The 19,524-nt window shown below is 59.9% G+C and carries 18 protein-coding genes; 11 read left to right on the forward strand and 7 right to left on the reverse strand.

Annotated features, from left to right (window positions below; translation table 11 throughout):
- Positions 1-232: 232 nt before the first annotated feature.
- The 3 genes from clpS to NKJ17_RS26770 all read right to left on the reverse strand — a co-directional run bounded on the left by clpS (position 233) and on the right by NKJ17_RS26770 (position 1,391).
- Positions 233-538, reverse strand: coding sequence for an ATP-dependent Clp protease adapter ClpS (clpS, locus tag NKJ17_RS26760; RefSeq protein WP_023679498.1), 306 nt, complete (start codon positions 536-538; stop codon positions 233-235).
- A 256-nt stretch (positions 539-794) separates the two neighbouring features.
- Complete coding sequence (locus NKJ17_RS26765; protein WP_352450529.1) at positions 795-1,010, reverse strand: hypothetical protein; 216 nt, start codon at positions 1,008-1,010, stop codon at positions 795-797.
- Positions 1,011-1,046: 36 nt separating this feature from the next.
- The gene (locus NKJ17_RS26770; protein WP_292665026.1) at positions 1,047-1,391 is read right to left on the reverse strand and encodes a hypothetical protein; all 345 of its coding nucleotides are present in this window, start codon (positions 1,389-1,391) and stop codon (positions 1,047-1,049) included.
- Between the two features lie 236 nt (positions 1,392-1,627).
- Between NKJ17_RS26770 and NKJ17_RS26775 the strand changes: the two genes are divergently transcribed.
- Together NKJ17_RS26775 and NKJ17_RS26780 are read left to right on the forward strand one after the other, a co-directional pair.
- Positions 1,628-2,344 (forward strand): response regulator, encoded by a 717-nt coding sequence (locus NKJ17_RS26775; RefSeq protein WP_352509808.1) that lies wholly within the window; start codon positions 1,628-1,630, stop codon positions 2,342-2,344.
- The gene (locus tag NKJ17_RS26780) at positions 2,341-3,750 is read left to right on the forward strand and encodes an ATP-binding protein (RefSeq protein ID WP_352509806.1); all 1,410 of its coding nucleotides are present in this window, start codon (positions 2,341-2,343) and stop codon (positions 3,748-3,750) included. Before NKJ17_RS26775 ends, NKJ17_RS26780 begins: the two co-directional genes overlap by 4 nt.
- Before the next feature lie 71 nt (positions 3,751-3,821).
- Here the strand turns inward: NKJ17_RS26780 and choV are convergent, their stop codons facing one another.
- The 3 genes from choV to NKJ17_RS26795 all read right to left on the reverse strand — a co-directional run bounded on the left by choV (position 3,822) and on the right by NKJ17_RS26795 (position 6,908).
- A complete protein-coding gene (gene choV / locus NKJ17_RS26785; RefSeq protein WP_352646623.1) occupies positions 3,822-5,003 on the reverse strand; it encodes a choline ABC transporter ATP-binding protein in 1,182 nt (393 codons plus the stop codon).
- Positions 5,000-5,854 carry a choline ABC transporter permease subunit gene (gene choW / locus NKJ17_RS26790; protein ID WP_352690872.1) on the reverse strand — a complete coding sequence of 285 codons (855 nt, stop codon included), beginning with the start codon at positions 5,852-5,854 and terminating at the stop codon, positions 5,000-5,002. The genes choV and choW overlap by 4 nt, the downstream gene beginning before the upstream one ends.
- Positions 5,855-5,972: 118 nt before the next feature.
- Complete coding sequence (locus tag NKJ17_RS26795; RefSeq protein ID WP_352646626.1) at positions 5,973-6,908, reverse strand: choline ABC transporter substrate-binding protein; 936 nt, start codon at positions 6,906-6,908, stop codon at positions 5,973-5,975.
- A gap of 237 nt (positions 6,909-7,145) precedes the next feature.
- Here NKJ17_RS26795 and NKJ17_RS26800 point away from each other — a divergent pair, with 237 nt between their 5' ends.
- The 9 genes from NKJ17_RS26800 (at position 7,146) to NKJ17_RS26840 (ending at position 18,778) form a co-directional block, all read left to right on the forward strand.
- Positions 7,146-7,757: a thymidine kinase gene (locus tag NKJ17_RS26800; RefSeq protein ID WP_352646628.1), complete on the forward strand. Its 612-nt coding sequence runs from the start codon at positions 7,146-7,148 to the stop codon at positions 7,755-7,757.
- A gap of 126 nt (positions 7,758-7,883) precedes the next feature.
- Positions 7,884-8,273, forward strand: coding sequence for a c-type cytochrome (locus NKJ17_RS26805; protein ID WP_352690874.1), 390 nt, complete (start codon positions 7,884-7,886; stop codon positions 8,271-8,273).
- Between the two features lie 122 nt (positions 8,274-8,395).
- Entirely contained in the window at positions 8,396-9,484 is a 1,089-nt protein-coding gene (locus NKJ17_RS26810; RefSeq protein WP_352478015.1) for a hypothetical protein, read from the forward strand.
- Between the two features lie 35 nt (positions 9,485-9,519).
- Positions 9,520-10,665, forward strand: a complete 1,146-nt coding sequence (locus tag NKJ17_RS26815) for a hypothetical protein (RefSeq protein WP_352509802.1) — start codon at positions 9,520-9,522, stop codon at positions 10,663-10,665.
- Between the two features lie 24 nt (positions 10,666-10,689).
- Positions 10,690-12,600 carry an AAA family ATPase gene (locus NKJ17_RS26820; RefSeq protein WP_352690876.1) on the forward strand — a complete coding sequence of 637 codons (1,911 nt, stop codon included), beginning with the start codon at positions 10,690-10,692 and terminating at the stop codon, positions 12,598-12,600.
- A gap of 44 nt (positions 12,601-12,644) precedes the next feature.
- Entirely contained in the window at positions 12,645-14,357 is a 1,713-nt protein-coding gene (locus tag NKJ17_RS26825) for a cold-shock protein (protein ID WP_352690878.1), read from the forward strand.
- Between the two features lie 7 nt (positions 14,358-14,364).
- Positions 14,365-15,651: a DUF6638 family protein gene (locus NKJ17_RS26830; RefSeq protein WP_352508974.1), complete on the forward strand. Its 1,287-nt coding sequence runs from the start codon at positions 14,365-14,367 to the stop codon at positions 15,649-15,651.
- A gap of 15 nt (positions 15,652-15,666) precedes the next feature.
- On the forward strand, positions 15,667-16,791 hold the full coding sequence (locus NKJ17_RS26835) for a DUF2333 family protein (protein WP_352508975.1): 1,125 nt from the start codon (positions 15,667-15,669) through the stop codon (positions 16,789-16,791).
- Between the two features lie 307 nt (positions 16,792-17,098).
- Positions 17,099-18,778: a formate--tetrahydrofolate ligase gene (locus NKJ17_RS26840; RefSeq protein ID WP_352508976.1), complete on the forward strand. Its 1,680-nt coding sequence runs from the start codon at positions 17,099-17,101 to the stop codon at positions 18,776-18,778.
- A gap of 72 nt (positions 18,779-18,850) precedes the next feature.
- On the opposite strand, the gene NKJ17_RS26845 is transcribed toward NKJ17_RS26840, so the two are convergent.
- Complete coding sequence (locus NKJ17_RS26845) at positions 18,851-19,498, reverse strand: cysteine hydrolase family protein (protein WP_352508977.1); 648 nt, start codon at positions 19,496-19,498, stop codon at positions 18,851-18,853.
- Positions 19,499-19,524 lie beyond the last annotated feature (26 nt).

Genomic DNA, 19,524 nt, shown 5'->3' on the forward strand with positions numbered 1-19,524 from the left:
TGGCCCATCTGCTTCACTGCCATCGCGATTCCCTCCGAGCTTCGTCTCAGAGAATCACAATCAGCGAATTACGCAACAGGCCCCTTGTGGGAGAAGGTGGATTGGCGCGAAGCGCCAAGACGGATGAGGGGTGCCGGAAGAAATGAGGCGTCGGCGTTCCCTGGAACACCCCTCATCCGACCGAGCTTCGCTCGGCCACCTTCTCCCGCAAGGGGAGAAGGGAAAAGGAGCCCTACTCCTCCGGCTCCGTCGTGAACATCAGCGGATAACCCTTGGCCTTGCCGGCATCGGTTGCCCGCGCCGCCTTGGTCTCGGCGACATCCCTGGTGAAGACGGCGACGACGCAGACGCCGCGCCGGTGCGCAGTAATCATTATCCTATGCGCCTGGTCTTCGCTGAGCTTGAACTCGGCCTTCAGCACAGTCACGACGAACTCGCGCGGCGTGAAATCGTCATTGACCAGGATAACCTTGTAGAGCTTCGGCCGTTCGACTTTCGGCTTCGTGCTGGTACGGGGTTTTGTCGTGATTTCAGGCATTGGACCGGCAATTGAGTACGACGGCTTTGCGGTCATTTTGACATGGGCAAAAGCGGTCGTCCATTCAACCGCGCGCGAGCGGCTTCCCGGCGGGCGCAGTTCAAAAGTCCGTGCCTATGTGGGAACTGCCGTCTGGCGTTCAACGGGGGTGTGGGCCGGGACTGCCCCCATTGTCTGCACGCAACAAAAAAGACGACCGCTCCAGGCAAATCGCAACTGGAGCGGTCTTCTCATAGGGTAGAAAGATGTCGCTTGATCAGGCCTTCGGAGCTGCCTTGACCGCGTGCTTCTTGTGCTTCTTGACGGTCTTCTTGGCAGCGACCTTCTTCACGGCCTTGGCCGGCGCAGCGGTCGTCGTTGTCGTCGCAGCCGGGGTGGTGGTCGCGGCATTGGCGCTGCTGGCGCCGAGAACCGGCATCGAGACGGCCAGCGCGATGGCGAGACCGAGGGCGGAGAGGAGAGACTTTTTCATGGCTTCACTTCCTTTTTGTGCAGATCGGATTGAGTGTCACTGAACGGGATCGATCGGTGTCACTCCAAGCAGCTTCAAGGCGTTCGCGAGCATCCGGATTCCCTGTGCCTGTTTCTTGTTGGCGCAGAACCGGTTTCCCTTTCTTTGAAGTGCTTTCGCCGCGGTGACCTGCGTTGCCGCGGCATGGGTTTCGAGGGCTTCGTCAAACTGGCGGTTCAGATCGATGCAACGCTCGCTGCGGGTGGTCGCCACCTTTGCATCGGCCGCCTTTGCATTGGCCACCTTTGCATCGGCCAGTTTTGCATCGGCTTGTTCAACCGCGGCCGTGACGAGCGAAATGGAAAGCAACGCACCCATCAGACTGATCGAGAACCTTTGCATTGGTCTATCCGTATCCCGTAACGCGTGTCGCAGCCGATGACCTGACCGCCACGGCACCACTTATGACCTTGATTTTTTTCGGCAGTTTTTCCGGATTGTAGAATTTTGTTTCTGGATTGTTTCTGGGCAGCCCGGATCGGGCCGCCGATCTTCACTGGCCAACTTATGGCCTGAATTCTATCGTCTGGCTGACGGCCGAAGCACCGCTTGGGCGATCCACAAATGACAGGTTTCCTGTGAAATCCGACCCCCACATACTGATCGTCGACGACGACAAGGGCATTCGCGACCTGCTTCAGGAATTCTTCCAGAGGCGAGGGCTGCATACATCTGTCGCCGCCGACGGCACCGAGATGGAGACCGTCCTGCGCCGCGCCCAGGTCGACCTGATCGTCCTGGACGTCATGCTGCCCGGCAAGAGCGGGCTGGAGCTCTGCCGCGAGTTGCGCGCCAATTATTCGACGCCGATCATCATGCTGACCGCGGTTACCGAGACAACCGACCGCGTGGTTGGGCTGGAGATGGGCGCGGACGACTACGTGCCGAAACCCTTCGATCCGCGCGAGCTGCTCGCACGCATTCGTGCCGTCTTGAGACGCAATGGCGCCGCCGAGCCGCGACGCGCCGCCTCGCGGCAGATCTACCATTTCGCCGGTTGGACGATGGACTGTTCGCGCCGCCGGCTAATGGCGCCCGGCGACGTCAGGATCGAGCTGACGATGGCCGAATTCAATCTCCTGCAGACCTTCGTCAAGAGCGCGCAGCGCGTACTGAGCCGCGAGCAGCTGATCGAGCTGTCCGGCGGCGACAGCGGCTACAGCTTCGACCGCAGCGTCGACATTCTGGTCAGCCGGCTGCGGCGCAAGATGGAGGACGACCCGAAAACGCCGAAGCTGATCCTGACCGTGCGCAGCGGCGGCTACCAGTTCCTGCCTGAGACGACCTCCGAATGAGACGCATCCTGCCGCAAACGCTGCCGGTGTGGGTGCTGCTCATCGTCATCGCCGGCCTGCTGATCAGCCAGATCGCGACCCTTTACATCGTTTCGCGCGACCGTGCGGCCGCCAATGACGTCGTCGATCTCTATCGGCTGAACGACCGCGCCTTCTCGCTGGTGCAGCTGATGCATGATGCCACCCCAGAACAGCGCAAGGCGACGGCCTCCGGGCTGTTCAATGCCACCTATGCGCTCACCGTCTCCGACACGCCCGCCGTCACCTCGTCGATAGCGGGCGACGACGAGCTGGCCGAACTGGAAGACATATTGGTCGGCCGGCTGTCGAAGTTCGGGATCACCGATGCACGGGTCCGCCGCGACCCGGCAACGCACGAAGCGGACGCTCCCGGTGGGACGGTCGCCGGTCCCGATATCGGCCAGGTCGAGCGCGACCTGCTGGTGCTGGCGGCCGATTTCGCCCAGAGCGACAAGCTGACGGCTTCGCTTCGCTTTGCCGACGGCCAGTGGCTGAACTTCACCGAACCGAACACGCCGGCCGGGCCGATACTGAGCTTCGATAGCCTGCCGCTCTATGCCTTAATCGCCGGGCTGGTGGTGGCTTCCTCGATCTGGTCGCTGCGCCGGCTGACGGCGCCCTACAGGATGATGGAGACCGCGGTGAAGCGGATCGGCGAGGACCTGAAGAGCCCGCCGATCGCCGAGAGCGGCAGCCGCGAGGTGCGTACCGCGGCAAAGGCGGTCAATGCCATGCAGGCGAGACTGCGCGCCTACGTCGAGGACCGCGAGCATCTTGCGGCCGCACTGGCGCACGACCTGCGCACGCCGCTGACCAGGATGCGGCTGCGCCTCGAACTGCTGAGGAATTCGTCCGTGCGCGCCGCACTGGCGCACGACCTCGCCGACATCGAAGGCATTGCCAGCTCGGTCATCGACTTCGCCACTTTCGAGGTGACCGAGGAGAAGAGCGAGAGGATCGATTTCTGGTCGCTGGTAGAATCGATCGCCGACGGCTTCGACGAGGTCTCCTTCGAGAATGAAGACGGGCGCTCGCGCGGCTTGATCTGCATGGCGCGGCCGGTCGCGCTGCGGCGCTGCGTCACCAACCTCGTCCAGAACGCGGTGACCTATGGCAAGAGGGCGCATCTCAGCCTGCGTCAATCAGGCAAGACAATCACGCTGGCGATCCATGACGAAGGGCCGGGCATACCGCAAGCCGAGCTCGACGCCGTGTTCGGCTCGTTCGTGCGCCTGGAACAGTCGCGCAACCGTCAGACCGGCGGCCTCGGCCTCGGCCTGACCATCGCCCGCAACATCGCCCGCGGCGCCGGCGGCGAGGTCATCCTGTCCAATCACCCCGATGGCGGCCTGTTGACGGAACTGAGATTGCCGCTGGCGGTTTAGCTTGCGGTATCGGGCTAAGCCGGCGTTCCTTCGCGCCGGCGTTTGGTCTCGGTTCTCGCCAAGGAGAAAAATTATCTTCGCAGCACCGCGCTCAGCACATCCCTGACGCCGATGGCGCCGACGAAGCGCGACTGGTCGTCGAACAGCGCCACCGGTGCGGTCTGCGAGCGATGCATGGCCAGCATCACGGTCTTCAGCGAGGTGCCGGGATTGGCCCAGAACACCTGCGCCGTCTCCTCCGGCTGTGCCTCGACATCGGCGCAGGACACCCATACCGCCGGCTTGCCGTCGCGCTCGGCCGCCGCCACCAGCCCATGCTCGTCGATCTTGAAGCGCGTCGTCTTGCGCCGGTCGAGCCACACCCAGCCGTTCTCGCCATGTTCGAGGTCGCGGCGGTCGCGCATGACGTTCCACGCGGTCAACACCGAGAGCGGGTTCACATTGGCGATGAAGTCGCGGACATAGTCGTTGGCGGGCCGCAACACGATGTCTTCCGGCGCACCGGTCTGCACGATGCGCCCGCCCTCCATGATAGTGATGTGGGTGCCGATCTTCAGCGCCTCCTCGAGGTCGTGGCTGACGAAGATGATGGTCTTCTTCAGCTCGGCCTGAAGCTGCAGCAGCTCGTCCTGCAGCTTGGTCCGGATCAGCGGGTCGAGTGCCGAGAACGGCTCGTCCATCAGCAGGATCGGCGCCTCGGTGGCGAAGGCGCGCGCCAGGCCGACGCGCTGCTGCATGCCGCCGGAAAGCTCATGCGCGTATTTCTTCGACCACTGGTCGAGATGAACCAGCTTCAGCTGTTTGGTCACCCGCTCCTTGCGCTCGGCTTCAGGCACGCCGGCGAGCTCGAGGCCGAGGCCGACATTTTCCTCCACTGTGCGCCACGGCAGCAGGCCGAACTGCTGAAACACCATTGCCACCTGTTTCTGCCGCAACCGCCGAAGCGTCGCCTCGTCGCAGGTCACGACGTCGACCGTGCCGTCGCCGTCCTTGACCAGCACCTGGCCGCGCGAGACCACGTTCAGCCGGTTGACGGCCCTGAGCAGCGTCGATTTGCCGGAGCCGGAAAGCCCCATCAGCACCGAGATCTCGCCCTCGTTCACGGTGAGGCTGGCGCCGGCGCAGCCCAGTACGTTGCCGGTCTGTTCGAGGATCTCGGCGCGGGTGGCGCCGCTGTCGATCAGCGCCAGCGAGCCTGCCTGGTCGGCGCCGAAGACGATGTCGACATTTCTGAAATCGACGGCGACGGTCATTTCTTGCCTCCCACGCCGATGCGCGTCATTCGGTCGAGCACGATGGCAAGCACGACGATGGCCAGCCCTGCCTCAAGCCCTAGGTCGATCCGGCGCGAACCGAGCGCGCGGTTGATCTCGGTGCCGAGGCCGCCGGCGCCGATAAGGGCGGCGAACACCACCATCGACAGCGACAGCATAATCGACTGGGTCAAGCCGGCCATGATGGTCGGCAGCGCCGAAGGCAGCTCGACCTTCCACAGCAGCTGGCGTTTGGTGGCGCCGAACGCCTCGCCCGCCTCGATGATCGATTTCGGCACCGAGGTGACGCCGAGATGGGTGAGCCGAACCGAGGTCGGAATGACGAAGATGATGGTGACGATGAGGCCGGGCGCATTGCCGAGGCCGAACAGGGTCAGCACCGGGATCAGGTAGACGAAGGTCGGTAGCGTCTGCATCAGGTCGAGCACCGGCAGCATGACGCGATACACCTTCGGCTTGTGCGCGGCCCAGATGCCGAGCGGCACGCCGATGGCCATCGACACGGCGGCGGCGGCGACCACCAGCACCAGCGTCTCCACCGTCTGCTTCCACAGGTTCTGGTTGAGGATGAACAGCAATCCAATGAATACCGCCAAAGCCAGGCCTTTCGAGCGCTGCAGGAAATAGGCGAGCAGAGCGATCAGCGCGATCAGCAGAACCGGCGGCAGCAACAGCAGCCCGTCGACGATGCCGTCGAGCAGGAAGTTGAGGGTGTTGGAAAAAGCCCTGAAGATGGTGTCGAAATTGTCGGTGAGAAAGCCGAAAAACGCCTTCCCCCATGCCCCGATGGGAATCTTGTAACTGACCAGGAATTTGGAGATCGGATCCATCTAGCCCCTCTTCTGCCGGCGCCGTCCTTCGCCGCACGGTCATCTTGTCACAGGATATGAAAAAGGGCAGCCATTTCTACCGTGGCTGCCCCTTGTCTCGTCATGCCAGATGGTCGGGTCAGCTTCCGAGCGCCGTTTTCACCCCAGCCGCCGCATCGCCGCCGTCGAAGGTGGTGACGCCGGCGATCCAGGGGGTGATCGCGTCAGGGTGTTTCTTCAGCCAGTCGGTCGCGGCGGTATTGGCGTCGGCGCCCTTCAGGATCGCGTCCATCATCTCGCCTTCCATGTCCAGGTTGAACTTCAGATTGGCGATGAACTTGCCGGCGTTCGGGCATTCGCTCATGTAGCCCTTGCGCACATTGGTATGCACGGTGGCGGCGCCGAAGCCGCTGTCGCCCATCCCCTCGAGATAGGTGATCTTCATGGCGCCCATCACCGGATGCGGCGTCCAGCCGAGGAAGGCGATCCATTCATTGTTCTTCATCGACTGCTCGGCCTGGGTGAGCATGCCGGCCTCGGAAGACTCGACCAGTTCGAAGCCTTCGAGATTGGTCTTCGGATCCTTGATCATATCGAGGATAATGCGGTTGCCGTCATTGCCGGCCTCAATACCATAGATCTTGCCGTCGAACTTGTCCTTGAACTTGCCGAGATCGGTTAGCGTCTTGACACCGGCATCGGCGACATAGGTCGGAACGACGATGCCATAGCCGGCACCGCTGAGATTTTCGCTGACGGTCTCGACCGAGCCTTCGGCGGTATAGTCCTTGATGTCGTTGGTCATCGACGGCATCCAGTTTCCGAGGAACACGTCGAGGTCTTTGTTCTTCAGCGACGCATAGGTCACCGGCACCGAAAGCTGGATCACCTGCGGCTCGTAACCGAGCGCCGTGAGCAGCACCGAGGCGACGCCGGTAGTCGCCTGGATGTCGGTCCAGCCGACATCGGACAGCCGCACCGTCTTGCAGCTTTCCGCATCACCGGCGAAGGCCCCAGTCGTGGATAGAAAAGCCGCCAGGCCGAGACCGGCGACGAATGAACTCATGCGCGACATAGAAATTCTCCCATTTCAGTTCTCGGTGAAGCGAAGTGGCGGTTTTATTTCCACCTTTGTTCCGTCAGCCAAACACCATTCTGCTGCGGTTTCAAGCACTAAGGCAATCACGAACAACGGCGCAGGCTGGCCGATCGGCGACACGCCCGCCGCTTTACGGATGGAAGTCGTCTTTTCCCGGTGGAATGTAGGCGCTCCCCCTCCCCGCTTTGTTGCAACTCGGCTTAAAAGGACGGCATGGCCAAGCTGTACTTCCATTATGCGACGATGAATGCCGGCAAGACGACGATGCTGTTGCAGGCCTCGTACAATTACCGCGAGCGTGGCATGACGACGATGCTGTTCATCGCCGGCCACTACCGCAAGGGCGATACCGGGCTGATCTCGTCGCGTATCGGCTTGGAGACGGAGGCCGAGTTGTTCCGCGACGGCGACGATCTGTTTGCCCGGGTCGCCGAGCATCATGACCACGCCACGGTGCATTGCGTCTTTGTCGACGAGGCGCAGTTCCTCGAAGAGGACCAGGTCTGGCAACTCGCCCGCATCGCCGACCGGCTGAACATTCCGGTCATGTGCTATGGCCTGCGCACCGATTTCCAGGGCAAGCTGTTTTCCGGCTCGCGCGCCCTGCTGGCGATATCAGACGAGCTGCGCGAGGTGCGCACCATCTGCCGTTGCGGCCGCAAGGCGACGATGGTGGTACGCCTAGGGGCCGACGGCAAGGTGGCGAAACAGGGTGAACAGGTGGCGATCGGCAAGGACGTCTATGTCTCACTCTGCCGCCGCCATTGGGAAGAGGAAATGGGCCGCGCCATGCCCGACGATTTCATCGGCTTCATCAAAACCTGACCAGCGCGTTGCGTCCATCCGTCCGCCCAGCCGACATTCGTTCCGCGATCGCGTCATCGTGCGGCGCTTGTTAAGGCTTGCTTCCTATTTTCAAAACCTCTCAGCCAGAGCCGTCGGGGAGTTCCCATGCTTCGAGCCATTTCGTCTGCAACTGCTTTCCTCATCGTCGGAGCTCTTGCCGCGCATGCCGACGGCGATGCCGCTCTCGGCAAGAAGGTCTTCAACAGATGCATGGCCTGTCACGAGGCAACGAGCGAACGCGACAAGGTCGGCCCGCATCTGCTGGGTGTCGTCGGACGCACCGCCGGCACCGTGGACAGTTATCTCAGCCGCTACTCGCAGGGGATGAAGGACGCCGGCGCCGCCGGCCTGGTCTGGGACGAAATAAGCCTTGCCGAATACCTGCGCGCGCCGCGGCAGAAGGTCCCCGGCAATAAAATGGCCTTCTCCGGCCTGACCAGCGACGAGGACATCGCCAATGTCATCGCCTACCTCAAGGCTGATCCCAAGCCCTGAGCGTGACCCCAGTTGCCTCGTTTCCTGGTGTCGCCCGTCTTCCGTCTTTCATTCGCCAAACCCGGCACATATAGTCACGGCGGTTCGCGACACGAAAACCGATGCCGAAGCGGGAGGCCCCAATGGCGACATTGCAGAATTTCGATGCCGAGATTGCCAAGACCAAGCAGGTCGTAGAGGACATGCGCACCAAGATCGAGCAGTCCGGTAGCGTGCTCGACACGCTCGCCACCGCCGACAAGAAGATCGGCGACGCCAATTTCGACATCGAGAATGCCCGCATCGAGGACGTGCTGAAGCAGCAGAAGGTGATGGAAGGCAATATCGCCGACCTGATCATCGGCCTGGAGGACGCCACCAACGTCTTCGGCGCCGAATTCGAGAGCATGAAGAACTACACCGGCTGGGAGAATTTCGTCGGCGTCTTCTCCAGCCAGCGCAAACAGCGCATGCGCACCGACCGCGTCCGCAACATGTCGCTGGCCGGCAATTTGCAGGAGCTGTTGGCGAAATCCGACACCATCGTCGGCATCCTCAAGGCGCAGAAGCAGGTTCTCGACACGCGCTACAAGACCTCCGAGGCCAGCCTGTCGCAGGTGATCGAGCGCCGCAAGACAACCATGTCCAATCTCGAGACCGTGCAGAAGCGCATCGAGGAACTCAACCCGATGCTGCTCGACATCGAGAACAAGATCGCCGCCTCGACCAGCCAGAAGGAGCGCACGCAGCTTGAAGGCGAACGCTCGAAACTGGCCACGGAATACAACGAAAAGCAGGCCAAGGAGCAGGAATTGCTGGCCGAGAGCCAGACGCTGGAGCGCTACACCTCGATGTTCCAGACCTTCGTCGATTCGCTCAACAATCAGATCGCGGCGCAATCGACGCTGATCAACAAGCTGACCATCGATACCGAGCAGCGCATCGTGCTGTACAAGGCCCTGGAAGATTCGCTGAAGACCGCCGCCCAGCAGGATGTCGCCCATAAGATCAACACGCTGGGCAGCCAGGTCGACAACACCGCCGAGGAGACCATGGCCGGCATTGGTGCCGCCTCGCAAAAGCACATCGGCGATCTGCTTGAAATGCACGAGAAGAACATGGTCGCCACCGCCGACATCCAGCGCCGCAAGAAGCTCGCCGACGACGCCTTCGCCCGCCGCTTCGACGATGTGATGAAGAAGCACAATTCGGCAAATTACGTGCAGTCGTAATTGCTGCACGTGCACTGCTCCCAAGGGCTGGCAGCATGACCCCCGAAAACGAAGCCGCGGCGCGCTATTTCTCGGCGATCGCGGCTGCACTTGGCGGCCTCGAAGTGTTCATGCGCGACGATCGCTCGCCGCTCTATCGGCACGGCATCGTCGCCAAGGTCGTCGCCGAATATATTGCGCGGCTCGAAAAGTCGTTCTCGTGCTGGCGCAACCGGCTGGGTTTCACCGAGACGTTCCGCATCTCGCGCGCCGAAAGCGGTTTTCCGGTTTTCCAGAACCTGCTCGAACTGGAAAACGACCGCCTCCAGGCCGACAGCCGTCTCGCCGTCATCCCTTCGGCCAGCGAGCTGCGCGAGGAAATGGCCGACTTCATTCTGCGCCACAAGGAATTTCCCGAAGCGTTGCAGAAGTCGATGGCCGAGCGGCTTTACCTCGAAGACGTCAAGAGCGGGACCACCTTCGGCCCGTTCACGCTCGCCCAGACGGCCAAGGTTTCGGTCAACCCGAAGACGCTGCGGCCCTATTATCTGGTCCACTGGGCCTGCTTCGACGGCAGCGCCAACCTGCCGCTGGTCTACATGGCGACGGTCGAGGATTCCTCCGACGACATGATCCGGCAGCTGGTCGATAGCAGCGGCAAGCTTAATGAGAGGGTCGACATTCCGCTGCCGGTCGACGGCTTGCTCAATCCCGAACTCGCCCACCGTTTCGACGATTTCACCGAGAAGAATTCCGCCTACACGCTGTCGCCGGCGACGATCGCGGTCAACCTCGACAAGGATTTCGAGACGCTGCATCCCAAGCAGCTGCGCCGCGTCGTGCTCGGCCCGTTCTATTCTGCCGGCATTACCGACAACAATTCGACGGTGAACGAAGTGCTGGCCAAAGTGCGCAAGCCGGAAAACGCCTGGCTGCTGACCTGGACTATCCAGGAGGTCTTTTCCAAGGCCGAGAAGCCCGGCCGCAAGGGGCTGTTTTCGAGCGAGAAGACGACGCAGGAATTCTTCATCAACACCGACGATCTCGAGGCCGCACGCCAGGGCGTGTCGAGCTACGAGAACCACGCGCTGATTCCGCATGAGGCCTATCAGTCGCTTTACGCCGCCGGCGAGGCGCAGAAGATCTTTTCGGGCTACAAGGTCCATATCCTGTCCAAAGGGCAGGTCATCAGCGACGTCTGACCATCAAATCGCGGAGTATCCTCCATGGACACCGGTCTGACCACCATCCCGGAAGCGGCAATCGAAAAGCACCGCGCCACTGCGCAAAGTTTCATCACCCGCATCGTCGTGCTGGAGGACCCATCGCGCGAATCCGGTACCGCGCTTGCCGGCACCAACCGCCGCTTCGTCTCGACCGTTTCGGTGGGCTCGGTTCGCCGCACGCGCGAGGTCGAGTTCGCCAAAACCGTCGCTGCCGTCCATCCCGACGACCAGCTGCTGACCATCCCGCAGCACACGCTGCTGTTTCGCGCCCGGCGTGGGCTGGCCATTGCGTTGGCAATATCCGATGTCTTCGCCGAAGGCTCTGACCTCGAAAGCCTGCAGGCGAAAAACGCCCGCGCGCCGCTCGAAGGCGACGAGGCCGCCACATTCAAAAAGCTGCTGTCGGCTTCGGCCTATATTTCCGCCTTCAGCTTCGCCTCCTATCTGTTCCAGCTGATCGATAGCGACGGCGAGGCGCCGAACGACACGCCCGAGCCGGACTTTCTGTTCGACACGCCCCAGGATGCGGTGAAATCGATCGTGGCCGGCCTCGACAGGGCGATATCAGGCGCGAAGGACGACGCCGACCTGATGACCCGGGCGCGCGCCTTTGCCCGTATTGCCATCGATGGGCTTTTGGCGCGAAAAGGCCGCTTCGACGGCATCGGCCCGTTCGAGAACGCGCATATCCGCATCGACGTCGACGATTTCACGCTCGATGGTTTCGACGTCGCGCCGGGCAAGCGGGCAAAACCGTTGGTCATGACCTTCAAGAAGCCGGAAGAGGTCGTCGGCAACCACATCGCCAAATACCAGTCGGTCAAGCTCGCCAAGATGCTGATGGCCTACGACTTCGAGCGCGAGCTGAACCCATTCGTCGAACTCGGCGGCTTCCTGTTCACCTTCATCGGTGACGGCGCGCCCGGCACCGGCAAGACGACGCTGATCCAGATGATCGCCGGCCTTCTCAACGGCTACTGCCAGGTCGCCGGCTATCCCTTCGCCTACGAGAATTTCGGCGTCGACCAGATCTCCTCCTACCAGGGCAAGTCCGGCCAGAACTGCCGTCAGTTCATCAACAATGTGCTGAACCCGCGCGTCATCGGCTTCGGCACTATCGACGATATCGACCAGGTCGCCGCACGCCGCTCCGACGATCGCGCCTCGGCCGGCCAGCAGGAAATCACCGGCGTCCTGATGGACGCGTTCGGGGGTGCCGGCACGGTGGTGCGCGGCAATTGCTCGTTCGGCATGTTTTCCAACTATCCCGAGAACGTCGACGACGCATTGCGCCAGCGCGCCGGCGCGCGCTGGCTGGTCGATGGCCCGCAGAGCCGCGACGACTACATCGACATCTTCGTTCTGCTCGCCGGCAAGAACCACAAGATCCCGCTCGGCGAGCACAAGCTCTACGCTGCCCAGGAAATCCAGCGCGCGGTGATGGAGGCCTACGAGGAACATGAAAAGCCGCAGGAAGACGGGCTGATGAAGGTCTACGAGCGCTATATGAAGGAGAACGGCGCACCGAAGACGATGGCCGACATCGGCACTTATCTGCACATGATCAAGGATGCCGAGCCGCGCTTTACCGGCCGCGCCATCAAGAACGTCACCGACGCGATCAAGATGCGTGCCATGGACATCGAATTGCCCGACGAGTGGTTCGAAAAGCCGGAAGCCTTCATGCACAAGGGTTACGACGACAAGAAAGCCATGATCGAGGAACTGCGCGGGCCATTCTCGATGGACATGGTCATGCAGGAGATCAATCGCTATGCGGATTCCGAATTCCGTTATTCCGACAAGTCCGACGATGCCGCGGTGAGCAAGATGATCCGCGATACTCGGCTGCGGGAGCGTGCCGTCCGCGAGATCGAGGAGATGAAGAAGAAGGGGCTGTGGAATGCGTGAGTTACAATATACTTTCGACGCGGACATAAGGGAGGGTTGGAATAGTGCTTTACGGCTGGGTTGACACTTTGCCCATTGGCAAAAACTACGGCTTCGTCAAAGCCGAGGGTACTCTCGTTCGCTATTTCCTTCACTCTTCAGAATATCACGGTGCTTGGACAGACCTCAAGAAGGGTGAAAGGTTGTCCTTTGAAGCAGATGAATCCGATGGAAAAATGAAAGCTCGCAACGCGAGAAGTGCGATGACAGTTAGTCGCCCGAGCCCTGAAAAGCAAAATCGGGTAAAAACACTTGAACCGTATGCAGGCCCAACACTCGAACTCTCGAAAGAAACTCGCAGAAAAGCTTTGTCGGAAATTTCGAAGTGGAAGCTTGAGGCTCGCCTCGACGATCTTAAGAGATATTTCTTTACTGTTCCAGAGCTTCACGAAATTATTGATGGAGAAAAAGCTTATGTAATAGGCAGAAAAGGTACAGGAAAAACGGCGCTTGTTCAATATCTGCACGATCATGATGATTCAAATTTGAACCTAATCTCAAAATTAACGTTCAAAAATTTCCCATTCAATGAGTTATATACTCAAGATAATAGCACATATACGAAACCAAACCAATACATAACTATATGGAAATTAATTATATATTCCGCAGCGTGCAGATCAATTGCCAGAAGCGTCCATACAGATCCTCTTGTAAGGCGTACAATTGAGAAAGCGTTCCCAGCTCCGGACAGTGACAATCTGGGTACGATTGTGGGAAAATGGATCGCTGGCGACTTTGGAATAAACGTCTTAGGATCAGGTATAAATGTAACGAACTGGCTTCGCAACAAGAAAAAGGCGACACTTCAGGAGAAAGTGGAAAATTTAGAAGCTTTTGTGCTGAAGAATATTCCCGATCAAAAGATATTCGTTCTATTCGATGAATTGGATGAGGATTATAAAGATGTTTTTGCTAGCTACAATAAAAGTAATTATTTAGACCTTCTCACAAGTCTATTTAAGGCTGTTCAAGATGTTAGATCATCTATAACCTCAAAAGGGAAAAAACTGTACCCAGTAATTTTCCTTAGAGACGACATCTATGATCTTATAAAGGACGCCGACAAAAATAAGTGGCGAGATCTTGAAATATCACTCAAATGGAAAGATCCTGAAATCAGAAGGCTGATTGCTTACCGCCTTTCTCGTGTCTTCGGAATTCAAGAAGATAATTTTGAGAAACTCTGGTGTTCTATCTTTTCACGATCGCCCATGAGCTATTCAGGGGGAAAAAAGCAGATTGACTCTTATAAGTACATCACGATGAGCACCCAAGGCAGGCCTCGCGACTACATAAATTATCTAAAAGAGTGCGCAGATATTGAGTTGAGTAAAAATGGCGAAGAAATATCGGCTGATACTGTAAAAGATGCGGACAAGGCATACTCTAATTATCTAAGAAAAGAACTTATTGACGAGATGCATGGGCTTATACCCGATATTGATAGCGTCTTTTCGATATTCTCTGAATCAAGAAAATGGATACTGAATATCAGTGAGTTTAAGTCAGCTTACAATCAGCGACTAAAATCGAACACGCTGAAAATATCTGATGTAGATTTTATTTTGAGAACTTTATTCTATTTTTCGGTTGTTGGCAATGTCGTGAGGGTAGGTATCCATATGTTTAGGTACGAACGGCCTGACGCAGAATTGAATTTTAAGGAGAGCATTGTAGTTCATCGAGGGCTTATGAAGTCCCTCCAAATCGTCTAAGTTGCCCATGGACCTCTTGCGCGACAACGAGCTGATCTACGGCCGGCTGCTGACGATCGACGAGCCGCATCTGATCCAGCGCTACAACAAGGCGATGGTCGCGTTCGGCTTGAAGCCGACCAAGCTGAAAAGCTTCGAGATCGACCGTACCGGCTTTTCGCCGCAGGTCGCCGAGGAATGCGGCGACTACAGCTACCTCGATCCGAACGAGGTCAACCGCCGCTTCATCATCCTGACGCCGTCGCAGATCGACCTGCCGGTGGTGCACACGGCGTTCTCCAACACCTCGCTGCTGATGTACGAGTTCATGTCCAAGAACCAGCGCGCCATCGATGCGCTGACGATCAAGGACGTCATCTACGGCGAGATCGAGGATTCGGTCCCCAAGGTCGACGGCATCGAGGACCTGCTGTCGATCAACCAGGTCGAGTTCAAGGTGCTGTCGGCCGAGGATGTGCTCGGCAAGGCCGCCGAGCTCGGCAAGCTGGTCGACCGGCTGAAACAGGAGCCGGATGCCTGGCGCGACAACGCCATGCTGGCCCACATGGTCGAGCTGGCGAAGATCTGCGGCGACATCCGCGAGAATGCGCTGGTGCCGGACCAGGTGATCTTCCGCCACAATGCCTATTGGACCAGCCATTTCGGCGGGCTCTATGTGTTTGTCGATCCGGACGTGACGACGGTGATCAGCGACCCGGCAGCGCCGGGCTTCCGCCGCTCGCGGCCATGGCAGGTGAGTTACCTTTCGATCCACGACGCCGACAAGGTGTTCAAATTCCTCGCTTCGACCGGCCGCCTCGAGTTGCCGCGCGCCTCATGGATCGAAACCTCCGGTTATCTCGAGCATCGCGCCGAAATGGTGGTGCGCGCGCTGATCCGCGACGCCGATCCCGACCGCAATCTGACCGACGTCGACAAGGTCTGGCTGCAGACCTGGATCCACGGCCATACCGATCTGATCACCAGGGACGGCAATTTTCCCTTCCTCAACGCCGCCAAGCGCGAGATCGCCCAGCTCGGCCATCTCAAGATCGAGGACGTGTTCCCGCAGCAGCGCTTCCTGGTCATCCGCGCCAAGCCGGACCATCCCGACGCCTGGCTGACCAACCAGCTGATCTCGGACTTCGTGCCGCAGGACTTCGTTTCGCGTTACGTCTTCAACAAGCCGGGCTTCTACAGGGACTATGAAGGCTTCAGCGACGCCTGGCGATCGCATGTTGTGGACGTTCTGAAAACCACATATCTGAAGGACAAGGTGGCGTTTCGCACACGCCTCTACGGCTTGACTGACTGAGGGGGTGACATCGCCATGCTTGATCCGATCGTGAATTTCTTCACCCGGATTTTCCAGTGGATTGGCCGCGGCATCGGCCTGCTCATCGGCGCGATCCTGTGGCCGTTCCTGTGGGCGGGGCGCTGGTACAGGCAACGCGGCTGGATCCTGAAGGCGGTGCTCGGCCTGGCTGTGCTCGTGCTGATCGGTCTCTATGTCAACTTCTTCTACGCCACCCAGTGGTGGAACAATTTCGACCCGAATTACGTCGACAAATACACGTTCGAAAAACGCAACAGCTCCGCCGGTGAACAGGTTTCCGCCGGCGCCGGCACCGACACGGCCAAGACCTGCGGAAATTCAGCCATTGCCCAGGTCGCTGCCGACCTGACCGACTTCAACGTCAACCAGAATGCCTGGGTGTCGTCGATGATCCTCTACAAGCTCGGCCTGTTCGGCATCGACTGGGACCACACGCCGTTCATGGACAACAAGGCGTCGTTCCAGCGCGGCATCAACCAGGCGGTGCGGCGCACGGCGACCGAGCTTGCCGACAATCTCGGCCGCGTCCGCACCACCTCGCAGATCGACGCCGACCTGCAGGACGCCCGCGGCAATCTGCAGTTCGATGAGGAAACCTGGTATTTCGGCTTGAACCCGTTCGGGCCCAAGACGCCGACGCCGAGCTACTATCGCGACGCGGTGCGCAAGCTGCGTTCCTTCAACGCCCGCCTCGCAGCCTGCCAGGCGACGTTCGATGCCCGCGCCGACAATCTCAAGCAGTATATCGACCGCATTTCGTCCGATATCGGTTCGACCTCGGCGATCCTCAAGGAGCGTGCCGAAAACCACAATAATGGCTGGTTCGACACGCGCGCCGACGACCGCTTCTGGTTCGCCTATGGCCAGCTCTATGCCTATTACGGGCTGATGAAGGGCGCACAGGCCGACTTCGAGGACGTCATCAAGGAAAAGCACCTGCAGAACCTGTGGGATACGATGGACGCGCAATTCGTCTCGGCGCTGCGCATCCAGCCCTTCATCATCGCCAATGGTCGCGAGGACGGCTGGCTGTTGCCGACACATCTGACGACGATGGGGTTTTACATACTCAGGGTGCGCTCGAACATGGTCGAGATCAGCAACGTGCTGACGCAGTAGCGGATCGTCCCGCACAGCCGGCGCTGGTGAATTTGCGCCGTTGCTTCTGTCGCTTTTCGCGTATTACGCGGCTGTTTTGAGACGGCGGAACCGCGCCTGCTCTGGCTTCTATACGGCGCGGCAACCGGCGCGAAAAGAACCTGTAGCAGGGCAGCCGGCCGCAGAGGCATTTTCTTCGTAGGAAACATAGTTGCATGAAAGTTGACGCCGCGGCAGCGACAGGGGTAGAACATGCCCGCGCCTGCAATGCCGGGCTATTCTTGCGACCACACTAGTCAAATCCGTCCAATTCAGAGGGAAGTCGTCCATGGCCGAAGTGAAGTCCGACATCGAGATCGCGCGCGGCGCCAGGAAGAAGCAGATCCAGGAGATCGGCCAGAAGATCGGCATTCCGAGCGAACATCTTCTGCCCTACGGCCACGACAAGGCGAAGATCTCGGCCGAGTTCATCAAGTCGGTGAAGGGCAACAAGGATGGCAAGCTGATCCTCGTCACCGCCATCAACCCGACACCGGCCGGCGAAGGCAAGACGACGACGACGGTGGGCTTGGGCGATGGCCTCAACCGCATCGGCAAGAAGGCCATCGTATGCATCCGCGAGGCTTCGCTCGGACCGAATTTCGGCGTCAAGGGCGGTGCCGCCGGCGGCGGCTACGCGCAGGTCGTGCCGATGGAGGACATGAACCTCCACTTCACCGGCGATTTCCATGCCATCACCACCGCGCATAATCTGCTGTCGGCGCTGATCGACAACCACATCTATTGGGGCAACGAGCTCGGCATCGACACCCGCCGTGTCGTCTGGCGCCGCGTCATGGACATGAACGACCGGTCGCTGCGCGAGATCATCTGTTCGCTCGGCGGCGTCGCCAACGGTTTCCCGCGCGAGGCCGGTTTCGACATCACAGTCGCCTCGGAAGTCATGGCCATCCTGTGCCTGTCGACCGACCTGAAGGACCTGGAAAAGCGCCTCGGCGACATCATCGTCGCCTATCGTCGCGACAAGTCGGCCGTCTATGCGCGCGACCTCAAGGCCGACGGCGCCATGGCCGTACTCTTGAAGGACGCCATGCAGCCCAATCTCGTGCAGACGCTGGAGAACAACCCGGCTTTCGTCCATGGCGGCCCCTTCGCCAACATCGCGCATGGCTGCAACTCCGTCGTTGCCACGACGACGGCGCTGAAGCTAGCCGATTACGTCGTCACCGAAGCCGGTTTTGGCGCCGATCTCGGTGCCGAAAAGTTCTTCGACATCAAATGCCGCAAGGCCGGCCTGAGGCCGGCAGCGGCGGTGATCGTCGCCACGGTTCGCGCCATGAAGATGAATGGCGGCGTCAAGAAGGAGGACCTCGGCAAGGAGAACGTCGAGGCGGTCAGGAAGGGATGTGCGAATCTCGGCCGCCACATCGAGAACATCCGCCAGTTCGGTGTGCCGGCTGTGGTCGCCATCAACCATTTCTACTCCGACACCGAGGCCGAGATCCAGGCGATGAAGGACTACGTCGCCTCGATGGGCGAAGAGGCGATCCTGTGCAAGCACTGGGCTCAGGGATCGGCCGGCATCGAGGAACTGGCCAAAAGAGTCGTGGCGTTGGCCGAATCCGGCGCGTCGCAATTCGCCCCGCTCTATCCCGACGCCATGCCGCTCTTCGAGAAGATCAACACCATCGTCCAGCGCATCTATCGCGGTTCCGAAGCGATCGCCGACAAATCGGTGCGCGACCAACTCCACGCCTGGGAGCACGCCGGCTACGGTCATTTGCCGGTCTGCATGGCCAAGACGCAATATTCCTTCTCCACCGATCCGAATCTGCGCGGCGCGCCGACCGGCCACACCGTACCGGTGCGCGAGGTCAGGCTGTCTGCCGGCGCAGGCTTCGTCGTCATCATCTGCGGCGAGGTCATGACCATGCCCGGTCTGCCCAAAGCGCCATCGTCGGAAAAGATCTTCCTGAACGAAATCGGCCAGATCGAAGGCCTGTTTTAGGGATAATCAGTGCTCGTACGGCAAAGGGCGCCGCAACGCTGCGGCGCCCTTCTGCCTGTCCGCAATGGTCTCCTACGCTGCGCTCCGCGCCAGCGCGCGCTGGTTGGAGGCATAGGGTGTGTCGTGCTGGGGTACCACGCCGGTCTTCAGGCACTCGATCCATTCGGCGGTTTTGAGAACGGCCGCGAAGCGCGATTGCAGGACGATCGTCATGACGCGATGGATTTCCTCCCCCGACGCGTAGCCGGCGCTGTTGGCGTAGGGCAATGACCCCGTTGCGTCCGATAGGAACTCCACCTCGAAGCCCATATGCACGGCGTGGATGACCGTCGACAGGTCGCAATTATGCGTCATGTAGCCGATGACCGTGATCGTATCGATAGAGTTGGCGCGCAGCCACGCCTCGAGGTCGGTGCCGGTGAAGGCGCTTGGCAGGTGTTTTTCGACATAGTGGTCACGGTTTCGCCTGGCGATTTCCGGGTGCAACTCGGCGCCATGGCTGCCCTTGGCGAAGACCGGTGAGGTTTCCGGCGCCAACTGTTTGATGACCACCACCTTGACGCCTGCCTCGGTGGCCGCGTCCATCGCTCGCGCCACATTGACGACGCTGTCGCGGAAGGGCGGATGCTGGATGGCGAGGTTGCCGCCGTCATAGTCGTTTTGAACATCGATGACGATGAGGGCGCGGCGTGGAGCTTTGCCTGTGGCTGGTTGCGACATGGGGTTTTCCTTTCCTGTTTGAAATT

It is taken from the genome of Mesorhizobium sp. M0208 (genome assembly GCF_040322015.1).
Lineage (GTDB): Bacteria > Pseudomonadota > Alphaproteobacteria > Rhizobiales > Rhizobiaceae > Mesorhizobium.

Bases quoted from the DNA above. Each gene is read 5' to 3' on its own strand.
- NKJ17_RS26830 (WP_352508974.1), top strand. From the start codon at position 14,365: ATGGACCTCTTGCGCGACAACGAGCTGATCTACGGCCGGCTGCTGACG.
- NKJ17_RS26820 (WP_352690876.1), top strand. From the start codon at position 10,690: ATGGACACCGGTCTGACCACCATCCCGGAAGCGGCAATCGAAAAGCAC.
- NKJ17_RS26840 (WP_352508976.1), top strand. From the start codon at position 17,099: ATGGCCGAAGTGAAGTCCGACATCGAGATCGCGCGCGGCGCCAGGAAG.
- NKJ17_RS26770 (WP_292665026.1), bottom strand. From the start codon at position 1,391: ATGCAAAGGTTCTCGATCAGTCTGATGGGTGCGTTGCTTTCCATTTCG.
- NKJ17_RS26800 (WP_352646628.1), top strand. From the start codon at position 7,146: ATGGCCAAGCTGTACTTCCATTATGCGACGATGAATGCCGGCAAGACG.
- NKJ17_RS26765 (WP_352450529.1), bottom strand. From the start codon at position 1,010: ATGAAAAAGTCTCTCCTCTCCGCCCTCGGTCTCGCCATCGCGCTGGCC.
- choW (WP_352690872.1), bottom strand. From the start codon at position 5,854: ATGGATCCGATCTCCAAATTCCTGGTCAGTTACAAGATTCCCATCGGG.
- NKJ17_RS26780 (WP_352509806.1), top strand. From the start codon at position 2,341: ATGAGACGCATCCTGCCGCAAACGCTGCCGGTGTGGGTGCTGCTCATC.
- NKJ17_RS26810 (WP_352478015.1), top strand. From the start codon at position 8,396: ATGGCGACATTGCAGAATTTCGATGCCGAGATTGCCAAGACCAAGCAG.
- NKJ17_RS26805 (WP_352690874.1), top strand. From the start codon at position 7,884: ATGCTTCGAGCCATTTCGTCTGCAACTGCTTTCCTCATCGTCGGAGCT.
- NKJ17_RS26835 (WP_352508975.1), top strand. From the start codon at position 15,667: ATGCTTGATCCGATCGTGAATTTCTTCACCCGGATTTTCCAGTGGATT.
- clpS (WP_023679498.1), bottom strand. From the start codon at position 538: ATGCCTGAAATCACGACAAAACCCCGTACCAGCACGAAGCCGAAAGTC.
- choV (WP_352646623.1), bottom strand. From the start codon at position 5,003: ATGACCGTCGCCGTCGATTTCAGAAATGTCGACATCGTCTTCGGCGCC.
- NKJ17_RS26795 (WP_352646626.1), bottom strand. From the start codon at position 6,908: ATGTCGCGCATGAGTTCATTCGTCGCCGGTCTCGGCCTGGCGGCTTTT.
- NKJ17_RS26815 (WP_352509802.1), top strand. From the start codon at position 9,520: ATGACCCCCGAAAACGAAGCCGCGGCGCGCTATTTCTCGGCGATCGCG.
- NKJ17_RS26845 (WP_352508977.1), bottom strand. From the start codon at position 19,498: ATGTCGCAACCAGCCACAGGCAAAGCTCCACGCCGCGCCCTCATCGTC.